Source organism: Mesorhizobium jarvisii, assembly GCF_003601985.1.
In the GTDB taxonomy this organism is placed as follows: domain Bacteria; phylum Pseudomonadota; class Alphaproteobacteria; order Rhizobiales; family Rhizobiaceae; genus Mesorhizobium; species Mesorhizobium jarvisii.
The window spans coordinates 635,250-655,249 of sequence record NZ_QZXA01000002.1 but is presented as its reverse complement, the minus strand read 5'-3'; the positions used below and the strand labels follow the sequence as shown (position 1 = coordinate 655,249).

General features: G+C 60.0%; 12 protein-coding genes. 5 read left to right on the top strand and 7 right to left on the bottom strand.

Features of this window, described 5'->3' with window-relative positions:
• Nucleotides 1-417: 417 nt before the first annotated feature.
• The 3 genes from D3242_RS06885 to D3242_RS06875 are packed head-to-tail and all read left to right on the top strand — an operon-like array spanning nt 418 to nt 6,572.
• Complete coding sequence (locus D3242_RS06885) at nt 418-1,611, top strand: DUF6361 family protein (RefSeq protein ID WP_223217721.1); 1,194 nt, start codon at nt 418-420, stop codon at nt 1,609-1,611.
• The gene (locus tag D3242_RS06880) at nt 1,604-3,454 is read left to right on the top strand and encodes a phospholipase D family protein (RefSeq protein WP_064984193.1); all 1,851 of its coding nucleotides are present in this window, start codon (nt 1,604-1,606) and stop codon (nt 3,452-3,454) included. The genes D3242_RS06885 and D3242_RS06880 overlap by 8 nt, the downstream gene beginning before the upstream one ends.
• On the top strand, nt 3,444-6,572 hold the full coding sequence (locus D3242_RS06875; RefSeq protein ID WP_064984192.1) for a helicase-related protein: 3,129 nt from the start codon (nt 3,444-3,446) through the stop codon (nt 6,570-6,572). The genes D3242_RS06880 and D3242_RS06875 overlap by 11 nt, the downstream gene beginning before the upstream one ends.
• Before the next feature lie 241 nt (nt 6,573-6,813).
• Here D3242_RS06875 and D3242_RS06870 read toward each other — a convergent pair whose 3' ends face one another.
• The 6 genes from D3242_RS06870 to traA all read right to left on the bottom strand — a co-directional run bounded on the left by D3242_RS06870 (nt 6,814) and on the right by traA (nt 18,255).
• Nucleotides 6,814-10,122 (bottom strand): DEAD/DEAH box helicase, encoded by a 3,309-nt coding sequence (locus D3242_RS06870; RefSeq protein WP_064984190.1) that lies wholly within the window; start codon nt 10,120-10,122, stop codon nt 6,814-6,816.
• A 206-nt stretch (nt 10,123-10,328) separates the two neighbouring features.
• Nucleotides 10,329-11,414 carry a DUF2235 domain-containing protein gene (locus D3242_RS06865; RefSeq protein ID WP_064984188.1) on the bottom strand — a complete coding sequence of 362 codons (1,086 nt, stop codon included), beginning with the start codon at nt 11,412-11,414 and terminating at the stop codon, nt 10,329-10,331.
• A gap of 9 nt (nt 11,415-11,423) precedes the next feature.
• A complete protein-coding gene (locus D3242_RS06860) occupies nt 11,424-12,740 on the bottom strand; it encodes a ComEC/Rec2 family competence protein (protein ID WP_208645777.1) in 1,317 nt (438 codons plus the stop codon).
• A gap of 3 nt (nt 12,741-12,743) precedes the next feature.
• The gene (locus tag D3242_RS06855; protein WP_064984187.1) at nt 12,744-14,480 is read right to left on the bottom strand and encodes a gluzincin family metallopeptidase; all 1,737 of its coding nucleotides are present in this window, start codon (nt 14,478-14,480) and stop codon (nt 12,744-12,746) included.
• Nucleotides 14,481-14,863: 383 nt separating this feature from the next.
• Complete coding sequence (locus tag D3242_RS06850) at nt 14,864-15,079, bottom strand: helix-turn-helix transcriptional regulator (RefSeq protein ID WP_081296109.1); 216 nt, start codon at nt 15,077-15,079, stop codon at nt 14,864-14,866.
• 128 nt (nt 15,080-15,207) lie between these two features.
• Entirely contained in the window at nt 15,208-18,255 is a 3,048-nt protein-coding gene (gene traA, locus D3242_RS06845; protein ID WP_064984186.1) for a Ti-type conjugative transfer relaxase TraA, read from the bottom strand.
• Nucleotides 18,256-18,427: 172 nt separating this feature from the next.
• On the opposite strand from traA, the gene D3242_RS06840 reads away from it, so the two are divergent.
• Together D3242_RS06840 and D3242_RS06835 are read left to right on the top strand one after the other, a co-directional pair.
• Nucleotides 18,428-18,754: a conjugal transfer protein TraD gene (locus tag D3242_RS06840; RefSeq protein WP_064984344.1), complete on the top strand. Its 327-nt coding sequence runs from the start codon at nt 18,428-18,430 to the stop codon at nt 18,752-18,754.
• A gap of 1 nt (nt 18,755) precedes the next feature.
• The gene (locus tag D3242_RS06835; RefSeq protein WP_081296096.1) at nt 18,756-19,088 is read left to right on the top strand and encodes a conjugal transfer protein TraD; all 333 of its coding nucleotides are present in this window, start codon (nt 18,756-18,758) and stop codon (nt 19,086-19,088) included.
• Between the two features lie 144 nt (nt 19,089-19,232).
• On the opposite strand, the gene avs3b is transcribed toward D3242_RS06835, so the two are convergent.
• Nucleotides 19,233-20,000, bottom strand: a complete 768-nt coding sequence (gene avs3b / locus D3242_RS06830) for an AVAST type 3 anti-phage protein Avs3b (protein WP_147377454.1) — start codon at nt 19,998-20,000, stop codon at nt 19,233-19,235.

The window sequence follows — 20,000 nt, the reverse complement described above, 5'->3', positions numbered from 1 at the left end:
CTCGCGAGCGCGCCACTCAACAGCGCCGTACGAGCGAGCGGCGGCTTTGCGCTCATTCCGATCGTGAGGTTGCGCTGGAGATTGCCCAAATGCCGCCATAAGGCGGCGGTCCGCACACCACGGCATTTGGACTGTGTGGATAACCATCGCGGTTACCCGGCTAGTAGCATTGCCGTTCAAGTTCGCCTGTCGCAGCCAAGATGACAAGGATTCCCCGGTTGTAATAATCTCACCCGTTGATTGGGGTCAACAACGAACAAGATTGTACCATCAATTGACTGATTTGGCCTCTTTTCGGGCTGAATAAGTATACGCGGCCGGGTTGCTTAAGACTTTCGATTCATGCACGTTCAACCGCGCTGGCGCACGGGGGCGCGCCGAAGCGTTTCATGCACCGAGGTTTAATAGAAGCCCCCTATGCGCCGGGGTGTCGAATTGTCTTCAATCGGCTGGATCGACTTCGACGAAAAGGAGCGCGAGCGTGCCCAGCGCCTGATGCAGCTCTTCACTGAACAGGAAGCTCGAGACGAACTGGGGCTAGGCGCGATACGCGACTCCATCGCCGACCACCTCTTCCCCGGCACCAGCACTGTTCAGACCCGCCTGCGCTACATGCTATTCGTTCCTTACATCTTCTCGCGTCTCCCGCGGGAGCGGAGCAGCAGGGAAATCGCCGACCAGATAAGGAACGACCAGCTTCGCCTTCGCGATGCCCTTGTCGCTGGCGACGAGAAGAGCGGCGTGATTGGCGTCAACGCCGGTCCGAAGTTGAAGAGGCTGCCGGCAAGCGTCTATTGGGCTGGGCTCGAGGCATGGGGCATCCGCCGGTTCTCCGGCTCCATCGATGCCTATGTGGCGTCGCTGCCGTCCTGGCCCAGGAACACCGGAAAGGATCACGACGATGACGACCATGGCGCGGGCCGAACCGTTCCGACGCCCTGGCATCCGCGCCTCCCCAAACCTCCCAAAGACATGCTCGAGAAGACGAGCTTCGCGCTGAGCGACGAAGAAGCCGGTTTCGTGGTCGACCGTCTGGTGGACAGCAATCCAGACAGCTTGTTGGCCTTCCTCGCCAAGAACGATCTCAGGGCGAAGTCAGAGCATATCTGGTCGCACCCCCACCTTTCCAGTTTCCCCAAACGTGCACGTGGGCTGGTGGAGCACGCGTCGATCTTCTCCGATGTGATGTACGGGGCCGCCTTGCAATACAATCTGCTGCTCAGCCAGTTGCGCAAAAATGAGCAGTGGATCGAGGATTACAGCAAAGAGATCAGGAAGTGGCAGCAGTACTTCGACCTGACACGCCTCAAGGCCTGGTCGATCGAAGGCTTCTGGGAAGAGATCCGCCACCCGGCCCACCGCGTGCAGGATCCGACCAGGCGCTTCGTCACCGAATGGACGGACTTGGTCCGAACCAGCAGCGCTTTCAAGCGCGGCTCCTCCAAGGCCCACTCCCTGGTGAAAGATCGTGAGCGCCGCCTGAAGAAGGCGCAATCGCGGTTCACCAACCGGGCTGCCCGCGACCGGTGGCAGGGCTCCTCCGGCGCCTATCGACTGCAGTTCCGTTGGTCCCAGGCCAGTCGGCACCTCGAGGACCTCGCCCGTGGCTAAGAGTACTCTGGATCCGGAAACGCGGCTCCTCTACGGCGACAGCCTCAAGGCCCCCTTCGGCTACGAGTTCGACGGCGGCATCGCCACAACGTTCTCGATGGATTTCGAGACAGCCCTCTCCGTGCCGGTTAGTCTGGCGTTCTTCTCGTCTAAGAGCCGCGACGAGATCCTCGAAGATCCAGTGACACTTCTCGAATCTGCGGAGCGCACAGCCGAGAAGCTTGTCGTCTACGTGGACGCTGGTCAGATTCACGCAGACGTTCGTCAAGGCTCGAGACTCGCCTCCCTGCTCGAGAAGGCGGTCGTCGAGGTAAAGGCGCCGAACGAAGGCAGCTTCCACCCCAAGCTTTGGGCGTTGCGCTTCGAGCCTCTCGACCGCGATCGGCCAGCGCTCATGCGGCTGCTGATCCTGTCCCGCAATCTGACTCGCGACAGGTCCTGGGACGCAGCTATGTGCCTCGACGGCGAACGCGGCACGAAGCCGTTCGCCTCCAACAAGCCGCTGCACGATCTCATCGCGGCCTTGCCCGGAATGGCTGTCGGCGAAATCCAAGATGCTCGCCGCGCCATGACCTTGGCCATGGCCAACGACCTCCGTTACGTGAACTGGGATCGGCCGCCCGGTTGCGACGCCATGGAATTCCATGTCAACGGCGTCGGCTCGCATGGATGGAAACCGACCCGGAGCAAGCGCATCGCGATCATATCGCCATTCGTCGAACCCGGAGCGCTCAGGTACCTCGTGGATCTCGCCGATCAGGCTCCGAAGCTGATCAGTCGTCCTGACCAGCTCGCCTGTTTGCCCGGAGACGTCCTTGGCCGATTCAAGGAAGTAGCGGTGCTCGACGAGATGGCAGAGACCGAAGACGGGGAGGAACCCTATCGCAACGAGCAGCAAGGCCTTCACGCCAAGGTCTTCATCCAAGAGGACGGAAAGGAGGTAAGGCTCACCCTGGGTTCCGGAAACGCGACGAATTCGGCACTTCTTCCCGGGGGCCACGCGACGTCCAACGTCGAGGTCTTCGCCACGCTCCATGGCCTGCGCAAGCATCTCGGTGGGATCGACGAGATCCTGGGCGAAACCGGCTTCGGTCGGATGACGCGGACATTCCAACCTGACGAGGCGGAATCACCCGATCCGGCCGATGTCTCGGCCGATCAGAACCTTTTGCAGGCACGCAGGGCGCTTGCACGTGGCGCGCTGTCCCTTCGCTGCGAAGCTAAGGAGGAGGACGGTGTCAAGCGTTGGAAGGTGTGGCTCGTTCCGCCGAAGGACGGTCTGCAACTCAACAAGCTCGGTCGGGTGCGGGCCTGGCCCATCACCTTGGGCGAAGGACACGCTCGAGATGCTCTGGCCGGCATTAGCGGCGGATCGCCGATCGACCTCGGCACGATGGTCCTTGTCGATCTGACAAGCTTCATTGCCCTTGAGATCACCGATTACGCCACTGGTCGCACCGAACTCTTCAGCACCGGCCTGACCGTGGAAGGCATGCCCGAGGAGCGAGACCTCGCGATCCTCAACCACGTGATCGACAGCAGGCAGAAGTTCATGACGTACCTGCGGCTCCTTCTGGCTTCCTTCATCGATCAACCATTGCCGCCGCTTGGCCCGAACGGGAAGGGCAAAGGATTCTGGGGTAGCGGCGCCGCCGACGAGCCCCTGTTCGAGGACTTAGTCCGTGCGCTGTGCGCCGGTGATGGTCGTCTGGCGACAGTCGATCGGCTGATCAGGCGGCTCTCACGCGAAACCGACGCCGTTGCGGAGGATCGCGTACCGGCCGAATTCAAGAAACTGTGGCAAGTGTTTCGTACCGTCCTGGAGGCTTCCGATGCGCGGTGAACCATTCGACGCTACAACGTCGCTCGCCCCGCTCAAGCGATTCCAGCGGCGCACGGTCGATTACGTCTTCGATCGCTTGCATGGACCCGATCCGGTCCGGCACTTCCTCGTGGCAGACGAGGTTGGCCTGGGCAAGACCATGATCGCCCGCGGCATCGTCGCAAAGACGATCGAGAAGCTGTGGCCCACCGCCAAGCGCATCGACATCCTCTACATCTGCTCCAACCAGGCCATAGCCACGCAGAATCTCAATCGGCTGAACGTGCTGGGCAAGGAGGCGATGGCTTTGCCAACACGCATCACGCTTATGCCCCTGCGGATGCGCAGTAAGGACAAGGAGGACACAATCGCCCGCAACGGCGTTAACTTCGTCAGCCTGACGCCCGACACCACCTTCAACCTCCATTCTACCACCGGTGTTATGGAGGAGCGCGCGTTTCTCTTCAGACTTCTCGAGCCTTTTTCTCGCTTCACGCCGCTCAAGAATGCCCTGCAGGTTGGCGCCAGCGTCGACAAGTGGAAGGGCGAGGTCGATCGGATGTCTCTCGATGGAATCGACAAGACCATCATTCGCCGTTTCCGATCCATCGTTTCGAAGAACAAGGCATTGCTTGCCGATCTCGACGCGGTATGCAAGTTGTTCGCCCGCCGCCGACCGAAATACCCGAACGAGACGCTTTGGGCCCGGAATGCTCTCGTCGGCAAGCTGAGGAAGGTGCTGTCGCAGGCCTGCATCGTCGCCTTGAAGCCAGACCTAATCATCCTCGACGAGTTTCAACGCTTTCGCGAGCTGCTGTCCGGCGAAGGAGATGCTGGGGAGCTTGCACGCGCCCTGTTCGAGTACGGCGACCAGGAATCCGGTGCGCGAACGCTTCTTCTTTCCGCCACCCCCTATAAGATGCTGACGTTGTCGGAAGACGCTTCGGACGACGGCGACCATTACGACGACTTCCTCAAGACGGTCGGCTTCCTTCATGGTCATGACCGCGCCGCAGCCGTGGCCGCCGAACTCGACATCGAGATGAGGCAGTTCCGCCGTTTCCTTCAGCAGTTTCCAGAAGGGACCAAACGAGCCAAGCAGGCCCGTGCCGGCATCGAGCGGCGCCTGAAAAGGGTCATGACCCGCACGGAACGGGTGGACAGCACCAGCGACAGGGATTCGATGCTCACGGAACTCGTCATGCAAGCGAAGATCGCACCCATCGATCTTAACCATGCGGCAATCGCGGCAGAGGTGGCTCGCGTCGCCGGCGCCCCGGATATCATTGAGTACTGGAAGTCGGCGCCCTATTTGCTCAATTTCATGCGGGACTATGCTCTCAAGAAGCTGCTGAAGAAAGCGGTGGAGGAGTTCGACCCAGCGCTGGTTGCGGCGGTTGCCAAAGCAGAAGTCCACTCCCTGAAGCCGGAAGTCATCGACAAGTACCAGTCCATCGACCCTGGCAACGCTCGGCTTCGAGCACTTATGTCTGACCTGTTCGATGACGGCCTCGATCAGCAGCTCTGGATCGCACCGTCGCTGCCCTATTATGGCTCGGCGCCAAGCGGCCGAGCCTCGACCAAGGCTCTGGTCTTCTCGGCGTGGCAAATGGTGCCCGACGCTTTGGCAGCTCTTATCTCTTATGAGGTCGAGCGCCGAATGGGCGCTGCAGCGATGAACCTCGACTACAGCAGCGCCACCAAGCGGCGACCTCTGCAGTTTTCGGTGGAGAATGGCCGACCCACCGCCCTGCGCTCAGTCAACCTCATCTACCCTTCTCCGTTGCTGGCCGAAGCAGGCGATCCATTGCACATCTTCGCGGCGAGCCCCGAACGTCTCAGCTTCGAGGAAATGCGCCAGGCAGTTCGCGGAAGCATCTCTTCGAAACTGGTCGGGCACTCCCGAAGTGAAGCCGGGGATTCTTCTGCCACGCGGGACTGGGAATGGTCGGCAGCTGCCTGCGTGGATGCCGTGACCGGCAATCGCGCTCTCGAGTGGTTGCAAGGGAACGCTTTTGCCTGGACCCGTAACGAAGCCGGATTTCGCGATCACGTCGCCGAATTGAGACGCGCGACAGAAGCCCCTCCTGCCCCTCTCCATGACGCTGCGATCGAACTCCTCGTGGATCTTGCGCTTGGAAGCCCGGCGGTTTGCGCGGTTCGTGCCCTGCGACGTATCGCGCCGGAACTCGCCTTTGACGACCCGGTCCTGCTCGAGGCGGCGGCCCACGTCGCCTGGGCCTTCCGCACGCTCTTTAATCAGCATGAAGCGGTGGCGCTGCTGCGTCAGGAGAGCGAGGAGCATTATTGGCGCAGTGTTCTTGCTCATTGCGCCGCGCACAACCTGCAAGCAGTCCTCGACGAGTACGCTCACTACCTGTTGGAAGGCGAAGGTCTCCTGGGTGCCGCTCCGGGCGATCGGGCGTCGCGCGTGGCGCAGGCGATGGTCAACGCCCTCTCCATTCGGCCATCGCAGATCGAAGCCGACGACATCAGCGTGGAGAACGGACGAATCGTTTTCCGCGATCCCATCAAGATGCGCGGCCGTTTCGCCATGCGGCTCGCCGAGGTTAAGGACGATGAGGGTGGTTCCGTCCGACTGTCCACAGTGCGGGAAGCTTTCAACTCGCCGTTCCGTCCGTTCGTGCTGGCGACGACCTCCATTGGGCAGGAGGGACTGGACTTCCACCCCTATTGCCACCGTGTGTACCATTGGAACCTGCCCGGCAATCCAGTCGACCTCGAACAGCGGGAGGGGCGCGTCCATCGATTTAAGGGGCATGCTGTACGCTTGAACGTGGCCGCGGCGCATGCCGATGACCTGCGGCGCAGTCGAAAGCCGATCGAAGACCCGTGGGTTACGATGTTCGCAGCTGCGCGGCGCGCGACGAAAAGCCAGGACGAACTCATTCCCTACTGGATCTACGAAGGCCCGATGAAGGTGGAGCGACGCGTGCCCATGCTGCCCTTCAGTCGAGAGGAGAAGCGACTGGAATGGCTCAAGCGGAGTTTGACGGTCTACCGCCTCGCGTTCGGTCAACCAAGACAAGATGACCTGTTGGCGCACCTTGTGAGGCTCGTTGGCGAGGGCGTCGATGCGAGCGCGTTCGACGATCTCCAGATCCGGTTGCGGCCTTGAACGCGCTTCGACCTTGGTCTTTGCCTCCGGCTATTCGTGCCGGTTCGGTCGAAGATGCCCGGCTGACGCCAATCATAGGACCTGCCGCCAAAATCAATCATTATCAGAAATCAGTGGGCGGAGCGTGTGCGTTCGAAGACTGCTCTGTGTAGTAACATCTGTCCAAATGCGGATTGCGCCTCATGGCGGTCATGGTGGGCAAAATTCTCTTCGCCTGAAAGCGGTCATCGCGCCCGGAATGTCAGGCGCTGCAGATGATCCGAAGGTCGAGGCCGACGGTTTCTTTCAGATAGGTCAATGATGCAGCAATGACGATGGATTGAGCGTCGGTTCGCGCCGCCTCTGAAAGTCCGGGTTGCACCGCCAATATCTCGGCCTTCACCTGCTGTAAGCGGCTAAGCTTCATCATCTGAGCGAGGTCGCTGGGCCCGCCTTTCAGGAAGCGCGTCGAGCGCCCGCCACTTTTGGCGGGATCGTTGCGGGCGCGCATGTGGGCGCAAAGCTGCGCAAATTTCCCGACCCAGCGAGCCGAGCGCACCGCCTGTGACGAGACTTCAACAACGTCTTTCACTCGCTCTCCAGGTGTCTTGCCACCTGAGAACTTGCAGTGCACTAGCGTCAGACGGATCGCGTCTGATTCCAGCTTCATGCAGACTAGGTCGGCAGCTTCACCACTGTCATCATCGTCGAAAACGATGTCGTATCCAGCTTTGATATACTCTTCAGCGATCGCCCACTGGATGGAGTCTTTTCTCTGTGCCCCACCCTTCCAGATCGACTCCTTGGTCAGGTCGACTCCCTTCCAGTCACGAACCTCGAAGCTCTCCTTGCCGACGACAAGATCGTAGGGATTTTGCGGTTTGACGTGCAGGTTCGCGTCGAGCTCCGATAGGTCGATGAACCGAAACAGCGGGGGGTAGTTGGAGAAGTAGTAGGCAAGTGTGCCCTCGAGCTTGCCAACCGTCGCATTGATAGCTTCGCCGCCCGTCTGCAGTACCGCAAAGTCATTGTCCCCACCGAGGCGAAATTCAAAACTCCCCCACACGCCGGAAGCTGCTTCGACAAGGTCGAAGCTGATGAGGTTCTTCGCGACATCACGGCCGGTGATCATGAGCTCGAAGGTGAGCTGCGAAGTCTCTTTCTTAGAAGGGGTTTGAAACGATATTCGCTCCTCGGCCATACGGAGCATTTCCATCGGCCACTCAATGCTGAGTAGCTCAATATCTGGAAGCGCCGTGACCACCTCCGGCAGAAGGACGTTATCAATCAGCTTCGACGTATCGATGCTCTTATCGATAATCTTGTCGCCGACGCTTTCAGCCCACTCATTGAACCTCGGAACGGCGCCCATCTCGCGAGACCAGACGCGGCCCTTGACCGAGCAGCCGATGGTCATCTGACGCCCGTCCTCCCAGCCCTGACCGCTGAGCACGGCTTTCACTGAACCGCTCTTCTCGGCGAGGCCGAGTGCCGTCACCACCTCGGCACCGGTGTAGGACGCGTATGAGAGATTCCGTCGGCCATGTTTCTTCATGCCTACATTTTGGAAGATGAGGCGGTTGATACGCCCCATCGAACGGAACATGACGTCACCGCTGAGCATCTTTCCTGCTCCGACCGCATGAGCGAGCTTCTCCCAGGCTGAAGTGTGATCAGTTGAGGAGACGTAGAGAAGCTTGCGAGCCTTGTCGTAGTGGAGGACGAAGAGGTTCCAGATGCGGTCCCGCACTGACTTCGAGCGAGCCCACTTCACTGAAGGCTCGGTGCGCGTCACAAAAAAGAGCGTTGCCGAAGGTTCATGCAACCAAACGCGGTAAGGCATCACGCCCTCCGACAGCCCTTCGTGAAACTTCTTCGGGGTAAACTTGTCGGCCTCGTAGAAAAGCGTGCTTAACGTCGGCCGCAGCAATTTGTGCGAAACGGCAATATCGTCCTCGTCCTCACCCGTATCGAGACGCTTCGCTTCGGCAAGGAACTTGATTAGTCGCGCGTGGTCCTGGGCGGCATCGGAACTCATTTCGCTCAGCAGCTCGTTCCAGTCAGCGTCTTCTGAGTAAAGGCGCTCAAGTGCCAGCGAGACGTTAGGCTCAGCAATATTAGCAATGACGGTGGCCTCGCCAATATTCTTACCGGCGGAGCGGGTAAATCGGCCTGTGAACTGCAGGAGAATAGCGAGGCTCTTGTGCAGGTCGTGAATGGCGGCGACTTTGAGCTGGGGTAGATCGAAGCCCTCGCCCAGCATATTGACGCAGACGGCAATCTTGCTCTCCCCGGCAATGAGGCTGGCAACACGCAGCTGCCGGTCGCCCTGGCGCGAGTGGATCAGAAGTGGTTTTAGATCCGCCGCTCGCGCGACGTAGAGTTTGAGCACTGCCTCGGCGCGCTCGATGCTCTCGCAGCGGGCCATCATCAGGTGATCGAATCCGGCGGCGAGGTCGGCACGAAGCTTTGCGACGGCAGCATCCGCAATCGCAGCGTCGGCGCGCGCGGGGCTCGGCTCATAGACGGGTTCGAACGTGATCTTGCGAAAGTAGCCATCCGTCTGCGCCATTCGAAGCGGGTAGCTGTAGATGACTTGCCCATCGACGAGCGTACCATCGCGCCGGAACGGCGTTGCTGTGAATTGCAATATCGGCTTGCCAGTAAAGGCCTCGCGGAACTTCGTCCATCGACGCGCGCCGACATGATGTGCTTCGTCGATGACGAGTATTCCCGCCCGTTTGACGAGGTCGGGCCACAAGTATTCGGCTGCCACATCGGCGAGCGAACTCATGGTCGCCACTACCACGTTGCAGCGCTCGAACATCTCAAGGTCTGCCGGACTCTTCGGCACCTTTGTCACAACGCCGACGACCGGGTTGATCGTATCGGGACGCAGAACCTGAAGCCAGCGCAAGAGCCCGAAGGTCATGAATTTCCGGGCAGTCTGTGCGCGAAGCGCATCAGATGGTACAACGACCAGCATTGGCTCCCGTGCATACGCTGCCAGCACAGAGAGCATCGTCTCTGTCTTGCCCGTGCCTGTAGGCATTACAATCGTTGCGGGCTGCTTGTAGAGGCTCCAGTGCGCGCCGATCGCGTGAAGAGCGCCGAGCTGCGGAGGACGCAGACCCCTCTTATTGGGTGCAACATTACCAGCGGCGTCGGGAATCTCCCGCCGGAAGTTAAACTGGCCATCCCAGCTGTCCGCTCGAGCCTTTAGAACGGCTGGCCATCCCTCTATTGTTGCGCGCGCTTCAAACGCTTCGATGATCTGGTGAGAATGCCACCGCAGCCCGGTCGGGGATCTATAGAGAACCCCATCGACGCCTCCCGGCCGCGTCAATTTCGGCCTATCGGTTATGATTACGCGTTCGCCGCTCTCCAGCTGGTAGAGGCTTTCAGAGACGCGCGGTGAAATCTTTACCTCGCCGACCTTCTCGAACTTCATCGTACTGGGCGGACGAAGCACAGCGCTGACCACACCGAGCGTCATCCGCACGGGACCAAGCTCAATTTGAGGTACGTCAAGTCTAGGCGGTTCAATCGAACCGAACAGATCATTTTGCATGGTGGCTACTGACGAAAAGTATAGCTGGCAACGTGATTCCATTAAAGAGAACACCCGCTCCCGCTAATAATCAACGGAAGAAACGACGGTGCGTGTCATCTCAGGTTTCAGACCTATGTCCGCTGCCGGCCCCAGAATTTCCGACCCGCAGGGCGAGGCATTAAAGCCATCCGTAAGTGTCGATCTCCGACGACGCCGCAATTCTTTCACATATGTACCACTGACAGTTTCACGGCGCCTTTCGGCACTACATAGCCGGGAATGTCCCATGCCACATCATGTACGACAGGTGCCGGGGGAAGCGAGCGGCGCCGAAAAAGGTTGGCTCGCCACTCCCAGCTCTGCTTCTCGAAATTCCAATGCTTCTTGGGCACGATTTCGGTGAGAGCCCAGGAAAAGCCCATCCATAGGTGAAGCGGCGCAGTTGGGGCTGCCGCCGCATAGGGTGCCGGCGAAAGCCCGAGGACCTCATCCATTCGGTGCTGGTCCACAAGTAGACCCGCCTTGACAGCTTCCTTCGCCATCCAGGCGAGTGGATATTTGGATATGCCGCTTTCCGGCTCCGGCCAGCCGCCACCCACATCGCAATGCGTGCCAGGAAACCAGACCTCCTGGATATCGCGGGTCGTGTCCTCTTTGAACCAATTGACACGAAAGAAGCCGCGCCGCTCGTCCAACGCCTTAGCATGCCGGACGATTTCGACATCCGGATTATAGCGGCCGAAGGGGATCGTCAGCGGACTCCCGATCCAGCCTACGGAGTTGACGGTATCCCAAACGCCCAGAAAGTGCGTCTTGCACTCGCGGCTCGAGATGGTCTTCTTAAAGTCCCGCGCAAGCCCAGCGCATGCCTCATAAGGCGCGCCTTCCTTCGCGATGGCCAGAGCCCAGAGCATTTCGACGGCATAGGGAACGAGCGGATCGTTGCCGCGCATCGCAAGTCCGTAAAGATGCAACATCGCGCTGATGACACGCGCGGTGTAAGCCCCGCGGCTGAAACCGAAAACATAGACCCGATCCCCTTCCTCGTAATTGTTCATCAGGAAGCGGTAGGCATCGACAATATCGTCCTGAAGGCAATAGCCAAAGGCAAGGCCAGCAATTCGGCCAAGCTTGCTCCCAACTTTCGTTCCGAGGCCGCTCGGCGCCCGGGTGCCGATGCCGGGATGATAATAAACGAGCTGCTCGCCTTCCTTTTTGACAAGTGCGTGGAAAAGCTTGATCACGCTCGTGCGGTCCTTGGAGAACTGATTGGACGTTCCATCACAGCAGAGGACGATGTTTCGAGGCATAGACTTCGCCTATTGCAGGTTGATGGTTATGGTCTGGCAGAGCTGGGTCGGCTTCAGGTCCTGGGTGTTGAACAATGTGCTGTCCGCCTTGAGTTCGTTGACCAGCGGAATTCTGGGAACCTCCGTCGGGGCACCGTTCTTGCCGCCATGCTTGCCCGCCATGGTCGACATGACCGTCTTCAACCGTTCGGGCGTGCTGGTCTTGCCGCGCTTCTTGAAGCGTTTCCACATGGATTTCGGGGTCGCGTTGAGACTGCCATGGTGCCCGACCTTGTATAGATCGACATCGTTCAGCAGGTCGGCCATGTCGGACTGGAGCGCGTAGCTCCAGTTTTCGAGCTGGGCGTCGCCCGGGAAAAGCAGTTTCTTGGTGCCCGCCTCGAACAGGAGGATGACGCTGGTATTGTTCATGACATTGTCGAGCGCGGTGACGATCCCCAGCATTTGGTCCTGCTCGGCAATATCGACCCGTTCCGCCACCCATCGCATTTCGGTCGGGAGCTTCGTTTTCCGAAACGTGTCGGTGCTCTTGAGATCAGGAAAAAGCATGCTTGTCTTGTTCGCTGAGACGTTATCGGTCGCCGCGAGCGCTGCTAGCAGCCGCGCCTTCAACCAATAGTCGTCCGAGCTTTTCGCATAGGTCTTAATCGAGGCCGACTGCTGCAGTGTCGGAGGCCCAAGCACATGCACAGTCACATTGGGGAGGATGGCGGAGAGATCGAGAACGCAACCATGATAGACAAAGATATTGTTCTTCGCCGCGCCGGCCATTGTCATCAGGTTTTTCACGGCCGAGAGATTCTTGATATTATCCTCGCCGACGAAGCGGAGCCTGTCCGCTAAGCGCCAGCGCGGATCGAAACCGTCTTTGCGATCCAGCCTGTCGACTACCGCCTGCGCAACCGCGTGCATATTCTCTAGCGACGATTGATATGCCGCGAATGCATTTGCCCGCTTGGTTCCATCAGGGCCCTTCCAGCCTTTTGGCGCGTCCGGCGCCTCGGTCCAAGGCTGGATCACCCGCTTGGGCTTGAGGCCGCGGATGACGTCTCCCGATCCTTTGCCATCCGCGCCGGTCGCGAAGCCGCTGATATGATCCTTGTGCCGGTGCGTTGCTACGACGATGTCCAGCGCTCCCCCGCATTGCAGCGCGATGTCGGCAGCGACAGCGTCGAGACTGACCTTTGTGTCATCCGGCATGCCGGTGCTGCCGAAGTCGATCAGGATATGCCGGGCGCTGGCATCGTCATAGCCGAAGCTCAGCAGGAAGCAGTCGCCAAAGCCCATCTGATAGGCGCGGATGGTCGCCGTTACGGGATTTGCCACGGCTCAGCCTCCCATCCTAGCAAGATGAAGGTTCGCGAACCGGCTGCGCTCGTCGCCGCCTTGCGCGCGAAGCTGGCCGTTGTCTCGCAGATATTCGAGGCGGCGCTTCTGACGCTCTCCGTCGATCAAACCGTTGCCGATATGATATTTAACCCGGCCATATTGATCGAATACGACCACGCCACCACCGAACAGATCCGCACTTGTCCTCGTCGTGAAGCCCTCGGGAAGTGGATCGATCTTACAGATCGCCATGAGTTCCGACCCGAAAAAGTGCCCCATCTGGACATATTGGCAAATTGTTTCGCGGAACGGTATCCCGTCGGGATCGATCCTCAGCGACGCATCCAGCGATAAGACCTGGGTATAGCCACGTTCAGTAATGTTGAGCGCATCCCGGTTTTCCCAGAGGAACCGGAAGCACTCATCGACGTCGCGCGTCAGCGCCTCGGCATTGCTACGTGAATAACGAAGTGCGTCGCTGGCGGCGAAATGAGGCCAGCACCCATCGCCATCCGTCTGCCCCGGGGGCGGCACTATACCGAAATCGCCGAAGGACTGCCTGACCAACTCGCGGTAACCGAAGCGGCTGTCGTCCGGCACGAGCTCACGGTCGGCGGTGAGCAAGCCCGCCAGAAACTGGCCGAAATCGAGATCAGTTGGCGGGCAATAGTCGATCGCCCGGATCGACATCTGCAGGAGCTGGGCAGCCGCCTTTGCGCCTTCCTCAATCACCGCCGTCATATTGTACCCCAGACCATCGAATGTGCCGAGATGCGAAATGCGTGTCGTCCACATCTTCACAAAGGCCCCGGCCATGGCGGCGACCACGACTTCGCCGCGACTATGCGCCTCGGCCATGTCGGGGTCGTTGAGAATGTCGGGCCGAGGCTCCAACTTGACCGACTGTCGCAGAGCGCCTCGTCCGGCGCCGGTAGCCATGCCGATCTCAGCGCCGATACCCAACAAGATCGAATCTCGTATTGCCGCGGGGGTGACCTTGTCCTCGGTGATGAATGCCAGCGGCTCCCCGACGCCGGGCAGCTTGTCGGTGATGCCAAGTCCGGCAGCGACCACCTCGGGCAACGAGAAGATGGAGAGGATCGCCACAATGTCTGCGAAACCTTCATGGAAAGCGGCCTGATCTGGTCCAGATGCCTCGGTATAGCGCGAGCGCAGGCCATCGAGGACCGCATGGGTCGTCTCATGCGCCACGACGTCATGACTAAGTGAGGTAAAGATCGGCTTGCCCTCCTCGTCGAAGAAATATCCGAACATCAAGGCCCGATCAGGCTCGGAGTAGAATGCATTGGCCAGCGCGAAAGCGTGGGGCACGATGTGCAGCTGGTGCCCACCCGACGACCAGCTCACTCGCCGGCCCAGCGCCCGCTCGAAAAGCCCCAGCGTGCGCATTGCGATCGCGTAGCAATTCTGGGCATGGAAATTCGGATTGCCGATGACCCGCACCTGGTAATCGCGGTCTGTCAATGCTTCGCCCTCGATTGGGGCGAAGGGATCGAGCAAAATGTCGCCACTCTGGTAACTCTGCCTCGCGGCATAGGCGCGCCGCTCGGTGGCATTATAATCGACAACCTTTATCCGGTATCCGGTCGGCCCGGGCGCAAGTATTTCGGCGGGCACGTCAACTTGCGCGAAGACCATGGGCCCGTCGTTCCCAATTCGAAGCCCGGGATCCTTGGCAATGATCGTGAGCTTTCTAACCGGTTGAATTTCGGTCATCTGCTGAATCCTCGAATCGAATTCGCAACATCGAAAGTGTTGACCTCAGTTTTGTAGCATCTTGCGGGTCTCTTGTGGATATTACTTTTGACCATTCCTTTCTGAAACTGAGTAAACGCCAGAGGGTCTGTCGAATGATCGTTGGATGCAGATTCTTTTGAGACGCAGCTAGATCAAAAGCGGAGCCAGGATGAGACATCGAAATCGATGCTCTTGTCTCCGAGGATAAATGCGGCTGTTGCCAAAACGACTTTGAATTAGAACGGCAGCTATCGCCCGGCCTGCATAAGAAAGCCGCCGGTCCCTTTCGGCCCCTTTCCAGTCATTGAACTTGCCATCAGAGGAGTGCGGATCGGTGGCAGCAACAGGCCATTCGACCGCCATTAGTCGCAGTCTTTTCGTGCCTCTCTGGCGTGCCAGGAGTGAGGATCAGCGACCCACCGATTGATGTCTGATTCCCGCCACCCCGCACCGTTGACGCTGATTTTTAGCTGAGCCGGGAACGTCCCTTCGGCGATTTTGCGGTACATCGTTGAGCGGGACAAGCCGGTCCGCGTGAGGACGGTCCTAAGGCGAATGATACGATCCGGTTCAGGCATGGTTGCTTTGCCTTCGCTGAGAGCATTTGGCACCTGCTGGATCAAGACGGGACAACCCAAGGCTCGAACGCAATCCGCTTTGTCACCTCATCGATTTGGGGCGTGGGAACGGCGGCAAATCGGAGGATTTAGATTCCTATGCCACGGCCGCTGCCAATACCGTGGTTGAACGCGAGTTCCACACCCAGGCGCCGGCCAGATTCGACCTGGATGCCAAGCACCTTTTTATAATTGGCAAGCAGGGATTCAAGCTGCGGATCGCGTTCGAGGCTCTTGGCCATCTCGGACATGGCCGAGCGCGTTGAATTGTAGCCGGACATGTCGCCGGCCTGGTATTGGTCCAGACTTGTCCGGTGGAGCTTCTGCCAGCGTTCCACGAAACGGTCGGCGCGGCGGATCGGATCGGCTTCCAGTCCAGTGCGGATTTCGGTTTCAAGCTGGAGAGCGAGCACGATGCGGTTGACGCGGCCTGCCCCCGCTTCGCGAACCATCTCCGGATTCTTGACGTAGGCCGCTTCCGCATCGCGCCAGCCATGCGGCCGAATTCTCTCGAAGGCGGTGCGTGCACCTCTCAATTCGCGCATCTGCTCGGGAGTCCCCTGCCCGTCCGCATTTCCACTGCCGATAACCGCGTCGAGCGCGCGCGCGTGGCGCACAAGCGCTTTTGTGCGAGCGGTGCGCAACGCCGCTTCCGAGTCCACCGGCAAATCCGTTTCGCGCTGCGCTCCCCTGGCGGAAGCTTGTCTTCCAGGCGCGGGGCCAACGTCTCCGTTTTGCGCTCCACCGTCTCCTCTTTCCGGGCTGCGCCCACGGTCCTGGCCGGATTCGGCGTCTGTGGGCGAGCGCAATCCGTCCAGCATCTCGCCGATCCTGTCGCGCAGCTTCTCCGGAACGACCCGCCGCACGATCTCGACTAGACGCTGTCGGAAGCTGATCCCGCGCCGCTCGGCATAGCTCTTCTCAGGGTCGATCTGGTCGTAATCCGACGCCATGTCCTTGGCGCGGTCGCGTGACAGTGTGTGGACAAGCCGCTCGCGGGTCGCGAAGTCATCGCCGCTATAATGCAGGTCCATCCCGTCTCGATGACGCGACAAGGCAACGTAGGTGCCATGCGCATCCATGCCTGGCGTCGCTAGCACATGCGTGCGGTCAACTGTCATGCCCTGGGCCTTATGAATGGTCGCGGCATAGCCGTGGTCGATATGGGCATAGTCTTTCAGGTCAAAGCGCACAGACCTGCCGTCGTCGGTTTGCACTGTGATCCTCTGAATGCTGACCTCTTCGATCACACCGAGCGTGCCATTCTTGACGCCAAGCCCCCGCTCGTTGCGGAGGAACATGACCCGGTCGCCGCTTGCGAAGGTCCTTGCACCGCGTTCCACATCCACGCGAAGTTCGTCGCCGAGATCTCCGGCGGCGCGCATGCGCTCGCGCGCCGCCTTGTTCAGCGCACGCACTTCGTCGTTTGTGTGGGTAAGAATGATCCGGCTCGCCTGCGGCTCTGCCTGCCGGTCGCGATCCCAGCGCTCGACAAGATCGCTGCGCGCCTCATCGCGCGACGCAGCCTGGTGAACCATCCCTTTCGCGTCATAGGCGCCGATCGCACGACCGATCCTGCCGGTTGCCAGATCGCGGGTGGCGTCACGCTGCCAGTCCTCGCGCTGACGGCGCACCTGGCCGATTTCGACGCCGCCGTGGCGCTCGTGGATCGAACGAAACGCGGCGCCAGCTTCGATCGCCTGCAACTGCTGTGGGTCGCCAACAAGCACGACTTTTGCGCCAACGTTGGCGGCATGGGAAAGCACGCGCTCCAACTGGCGCGTGCCGACCATGCCAGCTTCGTCTATCACCAGGACATCACGCGCTGTGAGCAGGTCGCGGCCCAGTCCCCAGTTATGTTCCATGCTCGCGATGGTGCGCGACGAGATGCCGGAACCGCTTTCGAGATTCTCGGCCGCAATGCCGGAGAGTGCCGCGCCTCGAACCTCGTAGCCTGCGGCGGCCCAGGCCTGGCGCGCGACACCCAACATGGCGCTCTTTCCCGTTCCAGCAAAACCGACGATGACACCAAGACCGCGGGCATCCGCGATGTGATTTAGTGCACCGGTCTGCTCGTCTGATAGAGCAAGGCCGCGATGCTTGGCATGTGCCAGAGCTGCCTCGCGATGTGTCTGACTCACCGCATGCTGCTCCTCTCCAGCCATGCGGTCCGCCGCACGATGCAGGCGCTGTTCCGTCTCGATCATCTGCCGCGTGGTGAAGCGATCTTCGCCGCGCCCGTCCTTGCCGAGTTCGACCAGATTGGGCGCGTTGCTGATGGCTCCCATGACATCGTTGAACTGGTCAATTCCATCGCTGTGCCGATGCGCAAACTTCGCGATGTCGCGGCGCGTAAAGGTCGATTGCTGATGCGTGATTGCGTCTAGTGCTAGGGTAGGATCGTCGATGATCCGCGCGCCATTGTTGCGCGCGATCTCGCGGTGCAGTTCGGCGCGATCTGCTTCAACGCCGGCAGCGTCGAGGCCGCCGTTCTCAATGCGTTGTGCCGGGGCACCGATCTGGGTCTGTGGCTCCAAGGCAATGCCCTGTGCCTCCAGACTGCGATGATCGATGCGGGCGTCGATATCGAGTTCAGCAAGACGCTCATTGGCAAGCTCCGCCCATCGCTCGCGCCAGCGCTCGACCAGTTCAGTCTGGTTCCAGTCGCGCACCTTTGCGCCAAAACCGTTCTCGTCCACGGACCGCATGGTGAGCATGACATGGGCATGCGGTTTTGGACTGCCATCCTCCGCCCTGTCCCAGTGCACATTGAGATCAGCGACCATGCCTCGGCTGACGAACTCCGCCTCGACGAAGTTGCGCGCCAGCTCGATGCCTTGCGTCTGGCTCAGTTCGCGTGGAAGGGCAAATTCCACCTCGCGGGCAAGCTGGGCGTCCTTCCTGATCTCGAACGCCTCGACATCGTTCCAAAGCCGTTCGCGGTCACTCCAGACTTCCGGCGCGCTCTCCGGCAACAAGACCTCGGAATGAACAACACCGCGCTTGGCGGAGAAGTCATGAGTACGTTCGATGCGCTCGTCACGCAGCCGCGAAGCGGAGCGGTAGGCCGCTGACGCCACCGCGCTCGATCCTGCCTTGCGGCCAATGACCTTGACGTGAAGATGATAGATCGCCATCGCGACCAGATCATTTGCACGTCAAAGCGCACGTCGGCACGACGTATAAGCGCGCCCTCCCTCGAAAAATTCTCGGGACGGACCAGCCCGTCCCGGGCTGTCTCGGCAACCCTGAAGCCTTCCGACAGGCGCTCGCCTATGATCGTCACATCAACAGTCGATGGAGACGGCCATGCGCAAACCACGGGACTTCGACACTGAACTAAAGGCACTGGAAGAAAAGGCCCGGGAGCTCAAAACACGAAAGGTACAGCAGCTTGGCGAACTGGTCATCGCCACCGGCGCCGATCAGCTCAGCACCGACGAACTGGCCGGCGCGCTGATCGCAATCGCCGAAACGAAAGACACCGCAAGGCGTGAGGCATGGGCCAAGCGTGGGGTGACGTTTTTCGAAAGTCGGTCCAGACGAGTTGATCCGGCGTCTCTGCGCAACCAGCGCAGCGCTCCATCGCAACCGAGCAGCTCGCAATCGCCGGCAGGCAGCACGGGCTCGCAATGACATGCGCACCTGGCAGGTCGACCGCCGTAAGCGCACTAGACATCTGATCGAACTCGGCGGTCTCGTCGTCAAGGCAGGCATCGTTGATCTGACCGCCGATGATCGCGCCACCATCTACGGCGCGCTACTCTGGATCGCCGCCAAGCTGCAGAGCCATGAAGGCGAGCATGCTCGGGACCTATGGCTAGCGAGAGGAAGGCAAGCGTTCGATGCGGAACGGCACGAAGAAAGGATCAGCGGCGAGACCGAGCTAGGAGGAGCAACAAGAAAAATCGTTAGGGGGCCACCCGGTTCGCAGCGAGTGAGGCGCAGCCGAGAGGGGGGGAAGGTGTGAGGGCTGAACCCTGTGATCCCTGTCTTGGGCAAAGGATCGTCACCCAACGGGCGGAGGCGCGCAGCGGCTTCGGGCGCGTGCGCCTAGAGCCCGGTTCTGCGCAGCAGGCTGACCCCACAAATCGTCAAGTAGTATACGGAAGGCTCAAAGCTTCTTCGCTGCCCTCTTGCGGCGAAACCTACGCTCTTCAACGATCAACTGTGCGGGCTTGGTTAAACGGGAAACAGCAGGCGCATTAAGCGCCTTGGGTCTTTTGACTTTTGCGCCAGGCTTTCCGTTGAGTTGGCTTTCATATTCCTCGATAACCGCCGTTGCTAGTTCCACAAATCCACGTAGCTTGTCTGCGCGATCCTTCAGGAGCTTCCGCTGCTCTTCGTTGGGATCGCTTGTGTCTGCGAGATCGCCGTCCGCAATAATGATCCGCAAGATCGGCAATTCAATCTGCTCAAGGCCGGCCTTCTGGGCAAGTGCGACCCATTCCTTTGATTTGTCGATCGCGTTGTCTGCCGCGTTCGCCAGGCATTGCCTGATGAGAATCCGCGCGGAATAGTCGAGACGCTCCGCCAATTGCAGCCATTGTTGCGACGCCTTGCTCTCTTTGCGTGCACTCTCGTGTGGCAACGGAGGCGGGAAATAGCGATGCGGGCCGGCGTCAGTATCGAGTGACGCTAACGTTCTTAATATCGGTTCGAGTTCCTGAAACGGACGGCTGCCACTTGGCAACTCGTGCCTGTGTTGCCAAAGGGCGAGAATTGCATCGCGGCATGCTATGACACGCTGTGCGTGATCCTTCGCAGTTTCCTGTTCGGCATTTTTGATTTGCTCGGCAAGGTAATGGACCATCCAGCGCGACAGGGTGTCGTTGGTGTCGGCGAGCTTCAGTTCGGCGATGAGCTCTTTGCCAAGGGCCAA